Genomic DNA, 20,531 nt, shown 5'->3' with positions numbered 1-20,531 from the left:
GCTGTCAGGCCGGAGCGGGCCCTGTGGTGTTGCGGATGACGAGGTGGGTTTCGAGAACGTAGCGGGCCTCGCGGATCGCGCCGGATTGCAGCGCTTCCATCAGCAGTGTGACGGCGAGGCGGCCGGCTTCGGCCGAGCGGTTCGAAACCGAGGTTAGCGCCGGATAGGTGACGGCGCCGAGCACGTCATCGCAGCCGATCAGACTGAAACGCTCCGGTACGGCGACATTGTATTCGGCAAGTCCCGCAAGAATGCCCTGCGCAGTGATGTCATCGAAGGCAATTGCGGCGGTCGCGCCCGTTTCGAGGATGGCGTCAACGGTGCGGTGCCCTGATTGATAGGTCGGAACGATCGGCGGAAGCGCCACGATTTCAAGGCCTAGCTTGCGAGCAGCACTTCTGAGCGCCGAACGTCGTTCGCGGTTCGACCACGAGGTGTGCGGGCCGTTGACATAGACTATTTTCCGGTGGCCGAGTTCGGCCAGGTGTTCCGCCGCCTGCCTTACCCCCGATCCGGAATCGATGAGCACGCGGGGGATGCCCTTGATGTCGCGATTGATCAGCACCAGCGGGCGCTGCGCGGCATGAGCCAGAATGCGTTCGTCTGAAAGTCTCGGCGATGCGAGCACGAGCCCCTCGACCTGACCTGCGAAGCGTCCGAGCAACTTGTCCTCCTGCACCGGCTTTTCCTCGGTGTTGCCGAGGAACACGCAGAAATCGGAACGGTCGGCCTCAAGCTGGGTTGCCGCGATCAGCGGCGGGAAGAACGGATTCGCGATGTCGGGCACCACCAGCGCGATATTGCCGTGCCGGCCGGTGGAAAGCGCCCGCGCCGTGTGGTTCGGCACATAACCGAGTGCTTCCGCCGCTTTCATTATGCGCTCCACCGTCTCGGGCAAAAGCATGTCGGGATGGCGGAAGGCGCGCGACACGCTGGAGCGGGCCACGCCGGCCTCAGCGGCCACCTGGCTGATGGTGACACCCTTGTCGCGCTTGATCATGGCGGTGCGGCTTTCCTGCGATAATCTTTTCCTGAACCTTCCTTGTAGAATACTTGCAACGGTTTCGGCTACTCGCTTGCTTGACATGCAACCGGTTGCATGGAATGTTGCCAACAAGATTGATGCCTGAACCGGCCGCGAAGCGCCTCCAGCTTCGCTGTTTGCCGTTATGGAGAATGACTTGACGATCGCAGAACGCTCCCACCCCGCGCCAGTCCCGCAACCGCTGACGCTGCGTCAATATGGTTCCCTTCTGGTCAAGAGTTTCGAGGACCGTGCCGGCATGGGCGCGGCTGCGTCGGCAGATATTGCGGCGGCCCTGCGCGCGCGGATCGCCAATCGCGGCGCGGCGCGGATGGTTTTCGCCGCCGCCCCCAGCCAGGCCGAGGCGCTGGCCGCGCTTGTCGCCGCGCCGGGGATCGACTGGTCGCGCGTCACCGCCTTTCACATGGATGACTATATCGGCCTTGCCGCCGATCATCCTTCCGGCTTTGCCAACTGGCTCGACGCCCATCTGTTTTCCCTCCTGCCCTTCGCCGAGGTTAATCGCCTCGACCCTGGCAGCGATCCTGAAGCGGCTGCAGCGCGTTATGCGCAGAAGATGGCCGAGGCGCCCATCGATTTCGTGGTGCTCGGCATCGGCGAAAACGGTCATATCGCCTTCAACGACCCGCCGGTTGCCGATTTTGATGATCCGCTCGACGTGAAGCCCGTGGCGCTTGACGATGTCTGCCGCACGCAGCAGGTCAATGACGGTTGCTTTCCCGATTTCGATTCCGTGCCGCGGGAGGCGCTGACGCTCACCGTGCCGCGCCTGATGCGCGCGGATCGCCTGTTCTGCCTCGTGCCGGGCGCAAACAAGCGCGAGGCGGTGCGCGATACGCTTTATGGCGCGGTTGAAACCGCCTGCCCGGCGAGTATCCTGCGCACCCATTCCGCCTGCACACTATACCTCGACAGGGATTCCGACCCCGATGCCTGACAACCCGCCCCGGATCGACGCCGATCAATTCTGTGAACAATATCTCGCCTCCGTCCATGGTCTGATGACGCGGGTGATGCGCGAGGAGCGCGAGGCGCTTGATGCCGCTGCGGGCAAGCTCGCCGACCAGGTGGCCGCAGACCGGCTGATCCACATCTTCGGGCCGGGCGGACATTCCAATCTGGCATCCCAGGAAGTGTTCTTCCGCGCCGGCGGGCTGATGCATATGAGCGCTATCCTTGACGAGGGCACGCTGCTTTCCAACGGCGCGTTGCGTTCCATGGCGATCGAGCGGCTTCCGGGCTATGGCAAGATCGTGATTGCCGATCGCGGGCTGGGCGAGACCGATCTGCTCATCCTCGTCAATGCCTATGGTATCAACGCCGCCCTCATCGATGCGGCGCTCGAGGCCCGACGGCGTGGGAGCTTCGTGATTGGCGTGTCATCGCGCGAACACGCCGCCAATTCCGCGCCGGAACATCCCGCCAGACATCCGACAAAGCATAACCTGCATGACATCGTGGATATCGCTATTGATACCAAGGTGCCGATCGGCGATGCCGTTGTCAGCCTTCCCGGTATGAGCGAGAACATTGCCGCCATTTCCACCTTCGCCAATGCCTTCACGCTCAACAATCTGATGATCCGCACGGTCGCCAAGCTGGTGGAGCGCGGCGTCGAGCCGCCGGTCTGGCGCTCTGGAAACGCGCCGGGCGGCGACGAGGCCAACAGCCGTTTCATCGGCGCTTTCCGCGACCGGGTGAGGGCGCTTTGATTCAGTCCGTTGAAGGCATCGATGCCCTCACGGGCAAGCCGCTCACTCTGGAAATCCGCAACGGGCGGGTTGTCGCGATCGGCGAGGCCGGCGGTGCGCCGGACCTCTTTCTCGCGCCGGGACTTATCGACCTTCAGGTGAACGGCTATGGAGGCTTCGACATTAATGCCGGCGGTGTGACGCCGGAACTGATGCTGTCGCTCTGCCAGGCCCTCTGCGCCGTCGGCGTTACGACATGGCTGCCGACGATCATCACTGCGTCGGAAGCGTCGATCATCGCCGCGCTTGCCGCAATTGCCGCGGCGCGCGATGCCGAGCCGCTGGTGGCAGACATGGTGCCGGGCGTCCATGTCGAGGGGCCCTCGATTTCGACGGTCGACGGACCGCGCGGCGCGCATCCGCTGGCCCATGTCCGTCCGCCGTCGATCGAAGAGTTCGAACGCTGGCAGGCGGCCTGTGGCGGGCTGGTGACCATGGTCACGCTGGCGCCCGAGCATGAAGGTGCTTGCACCTATATCGCGGCGCTTGCCGCGCGCGGGGTCCATGTCGCCATCGGTCATACGGCCGCGACGGCGGAAGAGATCCATGCGGCGGCGGATGCCGGAGCGCGGATCTCCACCCATCTTGGAAACGGGGCGGCAAGCCTGTTGCCGCGCCATCCGAACTTCATCTGGGCGCAGCTTGCCGATGATCGCCTTTGCGCCGGCCTGATCGCCGATGGCCATCATCTGCCCGCCGATACGCTGAAGGCGATGTTGCGCGCCAAGGGGCGAGATCGCGCCTTTCTGGTTTCCGACACGGTTGCACTCGCGGGCATGCCCGCTGGCACGTATCGCCAGCCCGTCGGCGGTGATGTCGCGGTTTCCGAGGAAGGCCGCGTCAGCCTTGCCGGAACGCCCTATCTGGCGGGCGCGGGCCATCCGCTGGCGACCGATATCGCAAGGGCCGTCGCCATGACCGGCCTGCCGCTTTCCGAAATCCTGTCGCTTGCCACCGTCAATCCCGGCCGCTTCGTAGGCGGGCGGGGCGCGCTGGACGTCGGCGCACGTGCCGACTTTATTCGCTTCGCCTGGAAGCAAGGCGACGACGCGCTCGATATCCGGGAGACCTGGGTTGCCGGGGAGAAGGTGTTTGAGCGATGATCCAGGCCGGCGCTGCTGTCATCGATATTACGCCGCCGCCGGGGCTTGCCATGTCGGGTTTTGCCGCTCGCCGCAGGCCGGCGGAGGGTGTCCATGACCGGCTGACGGCGCGGGCGCTGGCGATCGGCAACACCGCCATCATCGTCGCGGACGTGATCGGCATCGATGCCGCCATGTCAGCCCGGATCCGCAACCGCGCTATCCTGCCTGCCGACAACATCGTCGTTGCCGCGCTGCATAATCATGGCGGGCCTTCCTCCATGGCCGGCCGGCTCAGCATCGCCGCCGATCTTGCCTTTCTGGAGCGGTTGGAAGACGCCTGCGTTGCGGCGCTCGACAAGGCGGCCGCATCGCGAAAACCGGCGCGGCTCGAGATCGCCGAGGGGACCGATCCGGATGTCGGGCGAAACCGCCGCCACGCCGGCGGCCCGGTCGACCGGGCTCTGCCGTTGCTGCGGGTGCGCGGCGCTGAAGACGGGCGGACCATCGCGTTTCTTGTTTCCTACGCATGCCACCCGGTGGTGCTCGGCGCCGACAATCTGCAGTGGACCGCCGACTATCCGCATTTTGTGCGGGAGGCGCTGGAAGAGGCGGAGCACGGTGCGGTGGCGCTGTTTCTGACCGGCTGCGTTGGTGACGTGAATACCGGCCATTCCGCCGCTGCTTCGGTCTCGCTCGCCCGTGATGAGGCCCGCACCTATGCCGCAGCCGAACGTATCGGCCGCGAGATTGCCGACTGCGCTCTTCAGGCGCCGGCACGGCCAGTCGATGGCCCTGCTACGGCCGTCTCCGGCGTTGTCGAGCTCGACTTCCAGCGGCGCGAGACCGTGTCCGTCGCGGACCTTGCGCAAGCATGGTCGGAAGAATGCGAAACGGCGGAAGCAGCGCGCAGGAGCCTGCTCGGCTACTGGATCGAATGGGCGCAAACGGTTGCACATATAGAGCCGGAACCGCTCTTGGCGCGCGTGACGGTGCTAGACTGGGGCGGTGTTCTGTTGATCGCGCTTCCGGGAGAAATCTTCGCCGAGACAGCGCTGTTCCTGCGCGCCCTGCCGAATGTTGGTGCAAGCGCCTTCGTCGTCGGCTTCGCCGAGGATAATCCCGGCTATATCCCGCCGGAAAGCGAGTATGCCCATGGCGGTTACGAGGTGGACGAGGCGCATCGTTACTATGGCCAGCCCATGAGTTTCGCGCCCGGATCGGCCGAGGCGCTGGCGCAATGCGCGGCGGCTCTCGTTAAAAGGACGGCAGAGAATTCCCGCAGCGTCTGACGCGGCGGGAAAGTGCGGCTGTGTGTCGCTTGACACGCAACCGGTTGCATGAGAACGTGTTTGATAAGATCAAAAAGGGGAACCCGATCATGAAATGCACATCATCCAGTCACGCAAAATCCGTACGTCTTCTCGGCCTCGGCGTTGCCACCGGAACGTTGATGCTGGGCAGCCTGTCGGCCGCCTCGGCCGAAACCCTGACGATCTGGGGCGGCTATCCGGAAATGGCGCCGTTCTACGAACACGTCGCCGAGGGCATGAAGGACGAATATCCCGACCTCGACGTCAATATCGAGACGATCGCATTGCGCGAGCATGAGAAACGCGTCGCCCTCGGTCTGACCTCGGGCGGCAACGGCACCATGGTGATCGAGCTCGCCGGTTCCACCGCCACCCGCTATCTTGAAAACGACCTGCTCCCGGCCGCCCCCGAAGAAATGGCTGAATTCGTCAGGGATCCTGCCAATTTCGGTGCGTTCTTCTCCAATACGGCGAGCTATGACGGCACGGTTTACGGCATGCCGCTGTTTCGCGGACAAGGAGCCCTGTTCTATAACTCCGACATGTTCGCCGCCGCCGGCCTAACCGAGCCGCCGCAAACCATGGAGGATTTCACCGACTACGCCGTGAAGCTGACCGAGCGTGATGATTCCGGCAATCCGGTCGTCTCGGGCTGGAGCCTCAGACTTTCGGGCGGCGGTCAGGGCATTGCCGAGAAATTCTGGATCAACCTGTTCCAGTATGGCGGGTCGCTGCTGGTCGAAACCGATGACGGCATGTGGAAGCCGGATTTCGCCAATGAGGCCGGCCGAAAGGCGCTCGCGCAATATCTTGATAATATCTACGTCGAAAAGACGGTGACGCCTGAAATGCCGGCCGATGCCGACGCATTCGAGCGCGGACAGACGGCCATGTTCATCCGCGAATCCTGGGTTATTGGCGATATCGCCGCCAAGGCGCCGGACCTGAACTATGCGACAGCCCCTCTGCCGGTGGGCTCGATCGCGCTGCCGACCAATCTCTATGTTTCCGGCGACAACCAGGATCTCGGCTGGGCCTTCGCAAAGGCGGCCAACGAACCGGAAAATCTCGTCTGGCTGCTTGAGAACATCGGCTGGCTGCCTAATCGCTCCGGCGTCGACTATTCGTCTGTTACCGATCAGCAGCCGGCATTCGCCGCCTTTGTCGACTATCCGGAGGGCTACGAATTCTTCACGTTGCCCTCCATCGGCCCGATCGAGGAGATCCTGACGCGGGTTGCGGCGCAACTCGTCGAAGCCTTCGGCAATCCCTCGCTTGCCGGAGACGATGCCGCGATCGATGCGGTTCTGGCCGAGGCGAGCGCTGAAGTCGAGAAAATCCTCGATCGCGAAGGCCTGCTTGCCAAGTAGGGCGGTTCGGTTACTCATATGAATGCCGTCTCCGGAGCCGTCGCGTTCCGGAGACGATTGCCCGCCCGGCGGGCGCGTGCCGGCAGCCGCAGGGTTTGCCGCCGGCCCGATTTCTCACGATAGGCCTTGCACCATGCTCAAACGCAAGCGATGGATTTTCGCGATCCTAGCACTCCTGCCGACACTGGCGATCTTCGCCTATGTTCGGATGTATCCGATCGTCGATATCCTCAGGCTCAGCCTTCACCGCTGGAACATCCTGTCGAAGAACAAGCCGTTCATCGGGCTTGAGAATTTTCGCGAGTTGATGAGCGACAACCTGTTTCTTGCCTCGCTGATGAACACGACGATCATCGCCTTCGGCGTGCTCGCGATAACGATTCCGCTCGGCATGGTGATTGCCGCGTTGATCTTCCACCGCACCCGCACGCGCATGTCGGGTTTTTACGAGACCTCGATCTTCATTCCGCATATCGTCTCGCTGGTGCCGGCGGCGATGGCGTGGAAATGGATCTTCGACGCGCGCCTCGGCCCGCTCAACGCGCTGCTGTCGGCCTTCGGCATCGAACCGCAGGCCTGGCTGTTCGATCCTGTGCTGTCGGTCATCTGCGTGATCGTGCTGTGCTCATGGCAGGCGCTGGGGTACGCGGTGCTGATCTATCTCGTCGGCTTCAAGAACCTGCCGGTCTCGCTCTATGAGGCGGCGAAGCTTGACGGCGCTTCCGGCCCGAAGTCGTTCTGGTACCTCTCGATTCCGATGCTCAAGCCGATCACGCTCTATGTCTCGGTGGTCACGCTGGTTTCCGGCTTCAATGTCTATGCCCAGCCCTTCGTGCTCGCTTCCGACAGCCAGGGCGCACCCGGCCGTCAGGTGCGCGTGCTGGTGCTCGACATGCTGGAAAACAGCTTCCGCAACTATCGCGTCGGCTATGCGGCGTCCGAGGCGGTCGTGCTGCTGGTCATCGTTTTGGTGCTGACGCTCATCCAGTTCACCATGTTGCGCGAGAAGGGCAAGGCATGACCGATTACGCCGAACTGACCGAAGCGGAGCGCGCCGCCGGACGGCGGCTCAGAGCACGCAAGCGCGCGGTCAACATCGCGATCGACGTGTTCCTGACGCTGTTTTCGATCGCCATGCTGCTGCCGCTGGTGTTCCTCATCGCCAACGCTTTCAAGACCCCGGCCGAAATGCTCGTCTGGCCGCCGACCATCGTGCCGCACGATCCAACGCTTGAAAATTTCAGGGCCGTACTCGGCGAAACGCCGCTGTTGCGCTGGATCCTCAACAGCGTGTTGTTTGCGATCATGTCGTCGATCGCGATCATCGCCACCTCGTCGATAGCCGGCTACATCTTCGCCAAGTTCCGCTATCGCAGCCTCAACGTCATCTTCGCGCTGTTCCTCGCGACCGCGATCGTGCCGTTCGAGGTCTACATGATCCCGCTCTATTTTCAGGTCAAAAGTCTCGGTCTGCTGAACTCGGTCTGGGGGCTGCTGATCGGCTATCTGGTGATGAGCTTCGGCATCTTTCTGATCCGCCAGAACGTCATTCATTCCATTCCCGATGAGCTTCTGGAGGCCGCGCGGCTTGATGGCGCGAGCGAATTCTGGATATTCGTGCATGTCGTCTTTCCGCTTTTGAGAGGTGCGCTCGGCGCGCTCGGCGTGCTCGCCTTCTTCCAGGCCTGGACGGCGTTTGCCTGGCCGATGATCGTGGCCACCACGCGGTCGAGCTACACGATCGAAGTCGGGCTGGCGCTGTTTCAGACCGGCTACACCGTCGATCTCGGCAAGCTTTCCGCCGCCTCGGCGACGGTGCTGATCCCCTCGGTCATCACTTTCATGATCCTGCGTCGCAATTTCGTGCAGGGCGTGGCCAGCACCGGGATGAAGGAATGACGATGGATTTTCTGGAGCGCATGGCGACGCTTTACTCGGCCATGAACGCGCACGCCGCCTACTGGATGCTGTCGCGCCCTACCATTGGACCGGGCTTCATCAATACCAAGATGAACCCTATCACGCTTGAAGACTACGGCGATGCGGACGGCTTGCGCGGTCCGGCCTTTACCTATGGCTGGATCCAGGGCCGCGGGCTTGAGGCGCTGGCAACCCATGCAGTCTATTTCGAGAACGAGCTGCCGCCGCTTGGCACCAAGCTGGATATCGCCGGCCGGTCCCTGATGGCGGCGTTGGACGGCCTTCGCCAGGTCGATGGCCATGTCTATTTCTGCTACGACGCCGATATGATGCCGGTGCGCGGGACCAGTCCGGCCAATCTGGCGCCGCAGGAGCGCCCGGCGGAGATTTTTACCTATTCGGACGCCTTCGCCGCCAAGGGGCTCGTTGCGGCGAAAAGTCGTTACGCGCCGCAAGACATTGGTGATACCCTTGCCGCCTTCGACCGGGTGATCGCCGCTATCGAGGATGGACGTTTCCAGATGGATGAGAAGCGTCCGCTGTCGGAGGAAAGCCTTGCGGCTGAGGCCGATGATTTTGGTCCGCGCATGATCCTGCTTGGTGCAGCGGGAATGCTGGACCGTCTCGGTCATGAGAGACATCTCGCCTATGCCGACCGCTTCATCGACCATGTCCTTTCCCGCCATTTCGACCCGGCGGCCGGCCTGTTGCGCAATGTGCCGGGGGAGGACGCCTGCAACGTCGGCCACGGCATAGAGTTCGTCGGCTTCGCGCTCGATTATATGATCGGCAAGGACATTGCCCCCGACCTCCTGGACACGCTCAAGACGATCCTGCTGTCGTCGTTCGAAAAAGGCTTTGTCGGGCCGGGGCTTGCACTCTCCGTTTCGCTGTCAACCGGGCAGGCGATCAATCCGCTTAGCCCCTGGTGGTCGTTGCCGGAGACGATCCGTGCCGCGGCCCTGCTTTACGAACGCACGGGCGATGCCCGCACCCGCGCCGTCTGGGAAAGGGCGCATGACGCCTTCATCGCGCGTTACTGGCACGGTACGCCGCCCGTCGCCTATCAAACCATGGACGCGGACGGCCCGGTGGATTTCGTTCCCGCTACGCCGGACCTCGATCCCAATTACCACACCGGACTGAGCCTGCTTGCCGCCATCGGCGTTGCCGGGCGCGCCGGTCCCAGAACGCACGCAGGATAAGACCATGACTTCCGTTTCTATCCAGAATGTCCGTAAGGTTTATGGCGATCTCGAAACCATCAAGGGCGTTTCCGTCGAGGTGCCGGAAGGCGCTTTCGTGGTGCTGGTCGGTCCGTCCGGCTGCGGCAAGTCCACGTTGCTGCGCATGATCGCGGGGCTGGAGGATATTTCCGGCGGCGTGATCCGCATCGGCGGCAAGGTCATCAATGATGTCGAGCCCAAGAACCGCGATATCGCCATGGTATTCCAGAATTACGCGCTTTATCCGCATATGACGATTGCCGAGAATATGGGTTTCTCGCTGAAGCTCGCCAAGCGGCCGAAGGCGGAGATCGAAAAACGCGTCGCCGATGCAGCGCGGATTCTCGGGCTCACCGAGTATCTCAAGCGCTATCCCAAGCAGCTTTCCGGCGGCCAGCGCCAGCGCGTTGCCATGGGCCGCGCCATCGTGCGCGACCCGAAGGTCTATCTGTTCGACGAGCCGCTTTCCAACCTGGATGCCAAGCTGCGCGTGCAGATGCGCGCCGAGCTGAAGGACATCCATACCCGTTTCCGCACAACCACCGTCTACGTCACCCACGACCAGATCGAGGCCATGACCATGGCCGACCAGATCGTGGTGATGCGCGACGGCGTGATCGAGCAGGTCGGAACGCCGCTCGACATCTACGACTATCCGGCCAATATGTTCGTCGCGAGCTTCATCGGTTCGCCGGCTATGAACTTCTTCGACGGAACCGTGAGCGAAGATGGCAGCGCGGTGCTGACCGAAGACGGTACCGTGCTGCCATTGCCCGAAAGCGTGAAGCCGCCCCCGGGCCTTGCCGTGCGCTATGGCATCCGGCCGGAGAAGCTTTTTCTGGCCGACAGCGAAGCTGGCGGCGTTGAGATGTCGGTCAAGGCCGTCGAGCCCACCGGTTCGGAAACCTTCATCAAGGGCGCGCTTGGCGGTCAGGAACTTTCCGTCCAATTGCGCGAACGTGTAAGCGTGGCGCCCGGCGATATGCTTCGCTTGAGCTTCGCCATCGATGACGCCCATCTCTTTGACGCAAGGACGGAGGCCGCGATCCGTTAGAGCATTTCTCGCGCCCGATGCCACGTCAGCGGCAATGCAGGTTCGATGTTTTTAAAAACTCGGCAATTGGGGCAGATCCCAGCTTGTCCGCTTGACGCGGGTGACCGCCGGCATCACAGGCCGGAAAGCATCAGGTTTTCGGGTCGTCGATCAGCGGCGTTGGCTTGGCCAGCGTTTTCAGCGCCTTGATGTCGGTAAGCCGGATCGTCGTGCCTTCGACTTCGACGCCGTAGGGTTTCAGCGTGTTGAAGGCGCGCGACAGGTTTTCCGGGGTCATGCCGAGCAGCGAGGCCAGCGTGCGCTTGTCGTAGGGCAGGTCGAATGTGCCGGAGCCGTCGCCGAATTCATGGTCCTGGCGCAGCAGCGTATTCGCCAGCCGTTCGACGGAGCTGCGAAGCTTGAGGCCCTTGTGCTCCTTGATGACGTAGCGGTAGCTGCCGGCCATTTCCAGCACCATCGCCCTTGCGAAGGCGTCATCGAGCTCGAAGATCGAGCGGACGTTTTCCGAGGGGATCAGCAGGATTTTCGAACGCGCCCGCGTGCGCGCCGACATCAGGTAGACCGCATCCTTCAAAACGGCCGCCAGGATGAAGGCGCTGACCGGATGCACCATCGCCATCGTCGCCTCGCGGCGGTTGGCATTGGCGTAAAGCTCGACGCAGCCCTCGATGACGACATAGAGGAAATCCGCCGGATCGCCCTCATGCACGAGATCGAGCTGCGGCGGGAAGGTCTGGAGATAGGCCGCCTGCATCAGCGCCTCGAAATTCTCCGCGCCCATGCTGCTGAACAGGCTGAGCGCCCGCACCTGTGGCAAATCGGATGACCGCATCACTGTGCCTTGATTTTTTTCGTATCTTCAATTGATAAATTTAGCAGCATCAAACGGCATCCGCAACAGGCCGATTTGACGATGATTTCAGCGCGGGAAGGCAATTTCACGCGTAATTCTTGTTTGTCCCGCGCCGCCCGTCAACCTTGACTTAGGTCAACTTCGAGCGCCTCCCAATCCTTCTAGCTCTCAGGCAGAATTTTCAATGAGCGGGCTTCCGCTTAAGCCTTAGGGGGCAATTCATGTCTGCAATTGACGGTGTTTCGCGAAGTGACCAGCGCAGGGCGCTCGGTCTCAGCACTGTGGCCTTCACGGTCTGTTTCGCGGTCTGGACGATCTTCGCCATCATCGGGGTCGAGATCAAAGGCGAACTCGGCCTTTCCGAAACCCAGTTCGGCATTCTGGTGGCGACGCCGGTGCTGACCGGCTCGCTTTCGCGGCTGATGCTCGGCATCTGGACCGAGCAATATGGCGGGCGGCTGGTGTTTCCGTTGCAGATGCTGCTGGCCGCCGCGGCGACCTTTCTCCTGACCAGCGCCACGACCTATCCGCTGTTTCTGCTCGCAGCCCTCGGCGTCGGCCTTGCCGGTGGTTCCTTTGCCGTCGGCGTCACCTATGTGTCGCACTGGTATCCGCCGGAAAAACAGGGCACCGCGCTTGGCATTTTCGGCGCCGGCAATGTCGGCGCGGCGGTGACCAAATTCGGCGCGCCCTTCGTCATGGTCGCCTTCGGCTGGCAGGCGGTCGCCAATGTCTGGGCCTTCGCGCTTGCCGCCATTGCCGTCATCTTCTTTGTGTTCTCCAAACATGATCCGGTGTTCGAAGCCCGCCGCCGCTCCGGCGCGCAGGCCACCACGGTCGCGGCCCAGCTTGCGCCGCTGAAGAACCTGCAGGTCTGGCGCTTCTCGCTTTACTATTTCTTCGTTTTCGGCGCTTTCGTCGCGCTGGCGCTGTGGCTGCCGCACTACCTCGTCGATGTTTACGGCGTCGATATCCGCACCGCCGGCATGGCGGCGGCAGCTTTCTCGCTCTCGGCGAGCCTGTTCCGCGCCTATGGCGGCCACCTTTCGGACCGGTTCGGCGCGCGCTCGGTGATGTACTGGACCTTCGGTTTTGCGCTGCTGCTGCTGTTCATGCTGTCCTACCCGCCGACGAGCTACACGATCCATGCCAAGGGCGGCGACATCATCTTCTCGACCGCGATGAGCTTCGGCGCTTTCGTGCTGATGATCTTTTGCCTGGGCTTCTTCATGAGCCTCGGCAAGGCGGCGGTCTACAAGCATATCCCGGTCTATTATCCCGACAATGTCGGCTCGGTCGGCGGTCTCGTTGGCATGATCGGCGGGCTCGGCGGCTTCGTTCTGCCGATCGTGTTCGGCACGCTTCTGGACCTGACCGGGGTCTACACCACCTGCTTCGCCTTCCTGTTCGTGCTGGTGCTCGTCGCCCTGACGTGGATGCATCTTTCCATCCGCCAGATGGAACGCCGCAACCGGACGACGGCCGACACCTTGCCGGAACTGCCGGAATTCGAGGGCATGACGCCGAAGACATCGGCGGCGACGCTGACGGAATGGAACCCGGAAGACAAGACCTTCTGGGAACAGACCGGGCGAAAGATCGCCAAGCGCAATCTCTGGATTTCCATCCCCGCGCTGCTTCTGGCCTTTTCGGTCTGGATGGTCTGGTCGGTCGTGGTCGCGCGGCTTCCGGCCATCGGCTTCGATTTCACCGATGCCCAGCTTTTCTGGCTCGCGGCCCTGCCGGGGCTTTCGGGCGCGACGCTCAGGATCTTCTACTCCTTCATGGTGCCGATCTTCGGCGGCCGGCTGTGGACCACGCTTTCCACTGCCTCGCTGCTGCTGCCGGCCATGGGCATCGGCTATGCGGTGCAGAACCCGGAAACGCCCTATCTGATCTTCCTGGTTCTGGCGCTTCTGTGCGGGCTCGGCGGCGGCAATTTCGCCTCGTCCATGGCCAATATCAGCTTCTTCTTCCCCAAGGCCGAAAAGGGCAATGCGCTCGCCATGAATGCCGGTCTCGGCAATCTCGGGGTCTCGGTCATGCAGTTCCTGGTGCCGCTCGTTATCACCATGGGCGTCTTCGGCGCGCTTGGCGGCGAACCGCAGGCGCTGTCGGATGGCGGAAGGCTGTGGCTGCAGAATGCCGGCTTCGTCTGGGTGCCGTTCATCATTGCGGCCACCGTGGCCGCCTATTTCGGCATGAACGACATCGCCTCGGCCAAGGCGTCCTTTGCCGATCAGGCGGTGATCTTCTCGCGCTTCCACAACTGGATCATGTGCATTCTCTATACCGGCACATTCGGCTCGTTCATCGGCTATTCGGCGGGTTTCCCGCTCTTGATGAAAACCCAGTTCCCCGAGGTCAATGCTCTGTCCTACGCTTTCCTCGGCCCGCTGGTCGGCGCGCTGAGCCGTGCGGGCACCGGCTGGATTTCCGACCGTTTCGGCGGCGGACGGGTGACCTTCTGGACCTTCGTCGGCATGTTCGTGGCTGTGGTTGGCGTGCTGCAATTCCTGCCACATGGCGGTGAGGGCGGCAATTTCTGGGCCTTCTTTGCCTGCTTCATGGCGCTGTTCTTCCTCACCGGCGTCGGCAATGCGTCGACCTTCCAGATGATCCCGGCGATCATGCGCCGGGAAGTGCCGCGCCTGATGCCGGAACTGGATGCCGGCGCGCTGCAGAAGCAGACGGACCGCGAGAGCGCCGCCATCATCGCCTTCACCTCGGCAATCGCAGCCTACGGCGCATTCTTCATCCCGAAATCCTACGGCACCTCGATCTCGATGACCGGCGGACCGGATATGGCGCTGTGGGGCTTCGGCGTCTTCTACGTCATCTGCGCCGTGCTGACCTTCTTCTACTACACCCGCCGCAATGCGCCGGTGCCCTGCTAATCGCCCGAAACAAAGGAACGGATCATGTCTCTTCTCCTCGACCGCCTCAACTTTCTGGCGCGCAAGAATGTCGACACCTTCTCCAACGGTCACGGCGTGACCACGAATGAAAACCGCGACTGGGAAGACGCCTATCGCAAGCGCTGGCAGCACGACAAGATCGTGCGCTCTACCCACGGCGTGAACTGCACGGGCTCCTGCTCGTGGAAGATCTACGTCAAGGGCGGCATCGTCACCTGGGAAACCCAGCAGACCGATTATCCGCGCACAAGGCCGGATATGCCCAACCACGAGCCGCGCGGCTGTTCGCGTGGCGCCAGCTACAGCTGGTACATGTATTCGGCAAACCGGGTGAAATACCCGCTGATCCGGGCGCGACTTCTGAAACTGTGGCGCAAGGAACGTGCCGACAAGAGCCCGGTCGCGGCCTGGCGGGCCATTCAGGACGATCCGGCCAAGCGGGCCGAATACATCAAGGTGCGCGGCCTTGGCGGCTTCGTGCGCGCCACCTGGGACGAGGTCAACGAGCTCATCGCGGCGGCCAACGCCTATACCGCGAAGAGGTGGGGACCCGACCGCGTCATCGGATTTTCGCCGATCCCGGCGATGTCGATGGTCTCTTACGCGGCCGGGTCCCGCTACCTTTCGCTGCTCGGCGGCACCTGCATGTCGTTTTACGACTGGTACTGCGACCTGCCGCCGGCCTCGCCGATGACCTGGGGCGAACAGACCGACGTGCCGGAATCGGCCGACTGGTACAATGCCGGTTTCCTGATGCTCTGGGGCTCCAACGTGCCGCAGACCCGCACGCCGGACGCTCATTTCTACACCGAAGTGCGCTACAAGGGCACGAAGTCGGTCGTCGTGTCGCCGGATTATTCGGAAGCGGCAAAGTTTTCCGATCTCTGGCTGCATCCCAAGCAGGGGACCGACGCCGCCCTTGCGATGGCGCTCGGCCACGTGATCCTGCGCGAATACCATCTCGACCGGAAGGTCGGCTATTTCGACGACTACTGTCGCCGCTACACCGACATGCCGATGCTGGTGCGGCTGGTCAAAAAGGACGGCCGCTACGTGCCGGAGCGTTTCCTCCGCGCCTCCGATTTCAGGGATGGTCTCGGCGAGAGCAACAATCCCGAATGGAAGACGGTCGGCTTCGACGCGAGGACCGGCGACGTCGTCGCGCCGCGCGGGTCGGCGGGCTATCGCTGGGGCGAAAAGGGCAAGTGGAATCTCGAACAGAAGGATGGCGCGGGCAGCGACATCGATCTGGTGATGAGCCTTGCCGAAAATGACGGCGTCGAGGACGTTGCCTTTCCCTATTTCGGCAGTCGGGCGCACGACTATTTCGAGGGCACGGACCATGACGACGTTCTGGCGCGCAAGGTGCCGGTTCGCCGTGTGGCGCTCGCAGAGGGCGAGGCGGTGGTCGCAACGGTGTTCGACCTGTTCGTTGCCAATTACGGGCTCGACCGCGGCTTCGGCGGCGAGAATGTCGCAAGCTCCTTTGATGATGGAACGCCCTATACGCCGGCATGGGCGGAAAAGATCACCGGCGTGCCGCGCGAGCAGATCATCGCCACCGCCCGCGCTTTTGCCGGCAACGCGGAAAAGACCAATGGCCGCTCCATGGTCATTCTCGGCGCTGGTCTGAACCACTGGTACCACATGGACATGAACTACCGCGGCATCATCAACATGCTGGTGATGTGCGGTTGTATCGGGCAATCCGGCGGCGGCTGGAGCCATTATGTCGGCCAGGAGAAACTGCGGCCGCAGACCGGCTGGCTGCCGCTCGCCTTCGGTCTCGACTGGCAGCGCCCGCCGCGCCACATGAATTCGACCTCGTTCTTCTACGCCCACACCGACCAGTGGCGCTACGAGACGGTGAAGGTCGATGAGCTGCTGTCGCCGACCGCGCCGGAGGGCCCGTGGGATGCAACGCTGATCGACTACAATATCCGCGCCGAACGCATGGGCTGGCTGCCATCGGCCCCGCAATTGCGCACCAACCCGCTGGAGGTCGCCCGCGCGGCGGAAGCCTCGGGCCAAAAGCCTGCCGACTATGTCGCCGAAGCGCTGAAATCCGGAACGCTTTCCATGTCCTGCGAGGACCCGGATGCGGCGGAAAACTGGCCGCGCAACATGTTCGTCTGGCGCTCCAACCTGCTCGGCTCGTCGGGCAAGGGCCACGAATATTTCCTCAAGCATCTGCTTGGCACATCCCATGGCCTGCTTGGCAAGGATCTCGGCGACGAGGGCCGTCAGGAGGTCAAGGAGGCCGTCTGGCATGATGAGGCGCCGGAAGGGAAGCTCGACCTTCTCGTCACGCTCGACTTCCGCATGTCGACCACCTGCGTCTATTCCGACATCGTGTTGCCGACGGCGACATGGTACGAGAAGAACGATCTCAACACCTCCGACATGCACCCCTTCATCCACCCGCTGACCAGTGCGGCCGATCCGGCCTGGCAGTCGCGCTCGGACTGGGACATCTTCAAGGGTATCGCAAAGACGTTCTCCGAGGTCGCGCCGGAAGTGCTGGGCGTCGAAAAGGATATCGTGCTGGTGCCGACCCTGCACGACACCCCCGGCGAACTGGCCCAGCCCTTCGATGTGAAGGACTGGAAACAGGGCGAGACCGATCCGGTGCCGGGCAAGACCATGCCGACGGTTGCCGTGGTCGAGCGGGATTATCCCAATCTCTACAAGCGTTTCACCTCCGTCGGCCCGCTGCTCGACAAGCTCGGCAATGGCGGGAAGGGGATTTCGTGGAACACCGAGCATGAAGTCGGCTTGCTCGGCAAGCTGAACGGCACGGTGACGGAAGAGGGGGCCTCCAAGGGCCGTCCGAAGATCGAGACCGATATCGACGCCACCGAGGTGATCCTGTCGCTGGCGCCGGAAACCAATGGCGAGGTTGCGGTCAAGGCCTGGGAAGCGCTCTCGGCCATTACCGGGCGCGACCATACCCATCTGGCGCTTCCGAAAGAGGATGAAAAAATCCGCTTCCGGGATATTGTCGCCCAGCCGCGCAAGATCATTTCCTCGCCGACATGGTCGGGTCTGGAATCGGAGAAGGTCTGCTACAACGCCTGCTACACCAACGTCCACGAGCTGATCCCGTGGCGGACTCTTTCGGGCCGGCAGCAGCTTTATCAGGACCATTTGTGGATGCGGGCCTTCGGTGAGGCCTTCTGCGTCTACCGCCCGCCGATCGATACCGGAACCGTGACGCCGGCGATCGAGGCGCGCCTAGACGGCCAGCCGCATCTTGTGCTGAACTTCATCACGCCCCACCAGAAATGGGGCATCCACTCCACCTATACCGACAACCTCTTGATGCTGACGCTCAATCGCGGCGGCCCGGTGGTGTGGATTTCCGAGCCCGATGCGGCCCGCGCCGGCATTGTCGATAATGACTGGGTCGAGGTCTACAACGCCAATGGCGCGCTGGTTGCCCGTGCGGTGGTCTCCCAGCGCATGAAGGACGGCACGATCTTCATGTACCACGCGCAGGAGAAGATCGTGAACACGCCCGGCTCGCCGCTGACCGGCCAGCGCGGTGGCATTCACAACTCCGTCACCCGCGTGATCCCGAAACCCACCCACATGATCGGCGGCTACGCCCACCAGTCCTATGGTTTCAACTACTACGGAACCGTGGGCGCCAACCGCGATGAATTCGTCGTCGTCCGCAAGCTCGAAAATGTCGACTGGATGGACGAGACCCCAAGCCTTGCAGGAAAGGAGGCCGCAGAATGAAGGTCCGCGCACAGATCGGCATGGTGCTCAATCTCGATAAATGCATCGGGTGCCACACCTGCTCCGTCACCTGCAAGAATGTCTGGACGAACCGCGAGGGCGTTGAATACGCCTGGTTCAACAATGTCGAGACCAAACCGGGGATCGGCTTTCCCAAGGAATGGGAAAACCAGAAGAAGTGGAATGGCGGCTGGGTCCGCAAGAAGAACGGCCGGATCGAGCCGAAGATGGGCGCGAAATGGCGCATCCTCGCCAAGATCTTCGCCAATCCGGACCTCCCGGAAATCGACGACTATTACGAACCCTTCGATTTCGATTACGGCCATCTCCAGACCGCCGGCGAAAGCAAGACCATGCCAACGGCCCGGCCGCGCTCGAAACTGACCGGCGAACGCATGGAGAAGATCGAATGGGGTCCGAACTGGGAGGAAATCCTGGGCGGCGAATTCGAGAAGCGCTCGAAGGACGTGAATTTCGAGGGGGTCGAGAAGGAAATCTACGGCCAGTTCGAAAACACCTTCATGATGTATCTGCCGCGCCTGTGCGAGCACTGTCTGAACCCGACCTGCGTGGCGGCCTGTCCCTCCGGCGCGATCTACAAGCGCGAGGATGATGGCATCGTCCTGATCGACCAGGAAAAATGCCGCGGCTGGCGCATGTGCGTGTCCGGCTGTCCCTACAAGAAGATCTATTACAACTGGAATTCCGGTAAATCGGAAAAGTGCATCTTCTGCTATCCGCGTATCGAAGCCGGCCAGCCGACGGTCTGCTCGGAAACCTGTGTCGGCCGCATCCGCTATCTCGGCGTCATTCTTTACGACGCCGACCGGATTTCGGAAGCCGCCTCGACGGCGAACGAGCAGGATCTCTATGAAGAACAGCTCAAGGTCTTCCTCGATCCGAACGACCCCGCCGTTATCGAGCAGGCCCGCAAGGACGGCGTGCCGGAAGACTGGTTGAAGGCGGCCAAAAACTCACCGGTCTACAAGATGGCGATCGACTGGAAAGTGGCTTTTCCGCTGCATCCAGAATACCGCACCCTGCCGATGGTCTGGTATGTGCCGCCGCTCTCGCCCGTGCAGTCTGCCGCTGAAGCCGGCAAGCTCGGTCTTGATGGCGATATGCCGGACGTCAAATCGCTGCGCATTCCGGTGCGCTACCTCGCCAATCTGCTGACGGCGGGCAAGGAAGAGCCGGTGGTGAACGCGCTGGAACGCATGCTCGCCATGCGAGCCTATATGCGTTCGAAAAACGTCGACGGCGTCGATGACAGTGCGATTGCCGAACGCGTTGGCCTCACTGGCCAGATGATCGAGGACATGTACCACGTGATGGCGATTGCCAATTACGAGGACCGTTTCGTCATCCCGACCACCCACCGCGAGGTTTCCGAGGATGCTTACGACGTGCGCGGCTCCTGCGGCTTCTCCTTCGGCAATGGCTGCTCGGGCGGCTCATCCGAGCCGGAACTTTTCGGCGCAGGCCGGCGCAAGGTGGTGCAGACGCCCACCGATATCTTCAAGGAGCAGGTCTGATGAACATTGCCCTGAAAATCACCTCCCTGCTTCTGTCCTACCCGGAGCGGGAACTGCTGGACGACCTGCCGGAACTGAAGGCGGCGCTGGCGTCTTCGGCAGTGCCGGAAGCCGTTGCCGTGGCGCTCGGCAGGCTGATCGACGATCTTGCGGGCCGCGATCTCTACGAGGTTCAGGAACGTTACGTCCACCTGTTCGACCGCACCCGTGCGCTGTCGCTGCATCTCTTCGAGCATGTCCATGGCGAAGGCCGGGATCGCGGCCAGGCCATGGTCGATCTGATGGCGCTTTACGAGTCGGGCGGTTTCGAGATCGACGCCAAGGAATTGCCGGACTATCTACCGCTGTTCCTCGAATTTCTCTCCACGCGCCCGAACGCGGAAGCGGAAGACCTGCTCGGCCAGACCGCGCATATTACCGAGGCGATCGGCGAGCGGCTGAAAAAGCGGGAATCCGTCTATGCATCGGCTTTTGCTGCGCTTTCCCTGCTGTCATCGGCGGAAGCCGACCAGAAGCTCCTGAAAGAGCTGATGGCCGCACCCGAAGACGATCCCGACGACCTGAAGGCGCTCGACAGCATCTGGGAAGAAGAAGCCGTCACCTTCGGCGGCAATGCCGGCGAGGGCGCATGCGGGCCGGACCGGCTTCGAACCCGCATGCGCGCGGCAGACCGCCAACCCGGCGATGTCGCCGGCTCCGCTTCGAACTAGGAGACACGTC

15 protein-coding genes are annotated in these 20,531 nt (G+C 62.5%); 13 read left to right on the top strand and 2 right to left on the bottom strand.

Features of this window, described 5'->3' with window-relative positions:
- Positions 1-4: 4 nt before the first annotated feature.
- Positions 5-1,000 carry a LacI family DNA-binding transcriptional regulator gene (locus V6767_RS09330; RefSeq protein ID WP_448473222.1) on the bottom strand — a complete coding sequence of 332 codons (996 nt, stop codon included), beginning with the start codon at positions 998-1,000 and terminating at the stop codon, positions 5-7.
- A 181-nt stretch (positions 1,001-1,181) separates the two neighbouring features.
- On the opposite strand from V6767_RS09330, the gene V6767_RS09325 reads away from it, so the two are divergent.
- The 9 genes from V6767_RS09325 to V6767_RS09285 all read left to right on the top strand — a co-directional run bounded on the left by V6767_RS09325 (position 1,182) and on the right by V6767_RS09285 (position 10,761).
- Positions 1,182-1,982, top strand: a complete 801-nt coding sequence (locus V6767_RS09325) for a 6-phosphogluconolactonase (protein WP_448473221.1) — start codon at positions 1,182-1,184, stop codon at positions 1,980-1,982.
- On the top strand, positions 1,975-2,757 hold the full coding sequence (locus V6767_RS09320) for a sugar isomerase domain-containing protein (protein WP_448473220.1): 783 nt from the start codon (positions 1,975-1,977) through the stop codon (positions 2,755-2,757). The genes V6767_RS09325 and V6767_RS09320 overlap by 8 nt, the downstream gene beginning before the upstream one ends.
- On the top strand, positions 2,757-3,899 hold the full coding sequence (locus V6767_RS09315; protein ID WP_448473275.1) for an N-acetylglucosamine-6-phosphate deacetylase: 1,143 nt from the start codon (positions 2,757-2,759) through the stop codon (positions 3,897-3,899). The genes V6767_RS09320 and V6767_RS09315 overlap by 1 nt, the downstream gene beginning before the upstream one ends.
- The gene (locus V6767_RS09310; RefSeq protein WP_448473219.1) at positions 3,896-5,170 is read left to right on the top strand and encodes a neutral/alkaline non-lysosomal ceramidase N-terminal domain-containing protein; all 1,275 of its coding nucleotides are present in this window, start codon (positions 3,896-3,898) and stop codon (positions 5,168-5,170) included. Before V6767_RS09315 ends, V6767_RS09310 begins: the two co-directional genes overlap by 4 nt.
- Positions 5,171-5,259: 89 nt before the next feature.
- On the top strand, positions 5,260-6,561 hold the full coding sequence (locus V6767_RS09305) for an extracellular solute-binding protein (RefSeq protein WP_448473218.1): 1,302 nt from the start codon (positions 5,260-5,262) through the stop codon (positions 6,559-6,561).
- A gap of 133 nt (positions 6,562-6,694) precedes the next feature.
- Positions 6,695-7,582 (top strand): carbohydrate ABC transporter permease, encoded by an 888-nt coding sequence (locus V6767_RS09300; protein ID WP_448473217.1) that lies wholly within the window; start codon positions 6,695-6,697, stop codon positions 7,580-7,582.
- The gene (locus V6767_RS09295) at positions 7,579-8,460 is read left to right on the top strand and encodes a carbohydrate ABC transporter permease (protein WP_448473216.1); all 882 of its coding nucleotides are present in this window, start codon (positions 7,579-7,581) and stop codon (positions 8,458-8,460) included. The genes V6767_RS09300 and V6767_RS09295 overlap by 4 nt, the downstream gene beginning before the upstream one ends.
- Positions 8,457-9,686 (top strand): AGE family epimerase/isomerase, encoded by a 1,230-nt coding sequence (locus tag V6767_RS09290; RefSeq protein ID WP_448473215.1) that lies wholly within the window; start codon positions 8,457-8,459, stop codon positions 9,684-9,686. Before V6767_RS09295 ends, V6767_RS09290 begins: the two co-directional genes overlap by 4 nt.
- Positions 9,687-9,690: 4 nt before the next feature.
- Positions 9,691-10,761, top strand: coding sequence for an ABC transporter ATP-binding protein (locus tag V6767_RS09285; protein ID WP_448473214.1), 1,071 nt, complete (start codon positions 9,691-9,693; stop codon positions 10,759-10,761).
- A 130-nt stretch (positions 10,762-10,891) separates the two neighbouring features.
- Here V6767_RS09285 and V6767_RS09280 read toward each other — a convergent pair whose 3' ends face one another.
- Positions 10,892-11,593: a helix-turn-helix domain-containing protein gene (locus tag V6767_RS09280; RefSeq protein WP_448473213.1), complete on the bottom strand. Its 702-nt coding sequence runs from the start codon at positions 11,591-11,593 to the stop codon at positions 10,892-10,894.
- Positions 11,594-11,835: 242 nt separating this feature from the next.
- Between V6767_RS09280 and V6767_RS09275 the strand changes: the two genes are divergently transcribed.
- From V6767_RS09275 to narJ, 4 genes are read left to right on the top strand one after another with little or no spacing between them, the layout of a single operon-like run.
- Positions 11,836-14,511: a nitrate/nitrite transporter gene (locus V6767_RS09275; RefSeq protein ID WP_448473212.1), complete on the top strand. Its 2,676-nt coding sequence runs from the start codon at positions 11,836-11,838 to the stop codon at positions 14,509-14,511.
- 24 nt (positions 14,512-14,535) lie between these two features.
- Entirely contained in the window at positions 14,536-18,276 is a 3,741-nt protein-coding gene (locus V6767_RS09270; protein ID WP_448473211.1) for a nitrate reductase subunit alpha, read from the top strand.
- On the top strand, positions 18,273-19,811 hold the full coding sequence (narH, locus tag V6767_RS09265; protein WP_448473210.1) for a nitrate reductase subunit beta: 1,539 nt from the start codon (positions 18,273-18,275) through the stop codon (positions 19,809-19,811). The genes V6767_RS09270 and narH overlap by 4 nt, the downstream gene beginning before the upstream one ends.
- On the top strand, positions 19,811-20,521 hold the full coding sequence (gene narJ, locus V6767_RS09260; protein ID WP_448473209.1) for a nitrate reductase molybdenum cofactor assembly chaperone: 711 nt from the start codon (positions 19,811-19,813) through the stop codon (positions 20,519-20,521). Before narH ends, narJ begins: the two co-directional genes overlap by 1 nt.
- Positions 20,522-20,531 lie beyond the last annotated feature (10 nt).

The sequence above is a fragment of the Martelella sp. FLE1502 genome (assembly GCF_053484255.1).
The sequence above is the reverse complement of the archived record's forward strand: the minus strand, read 5'-3'. Positions and strand labels throughout refer to the sequence as shown.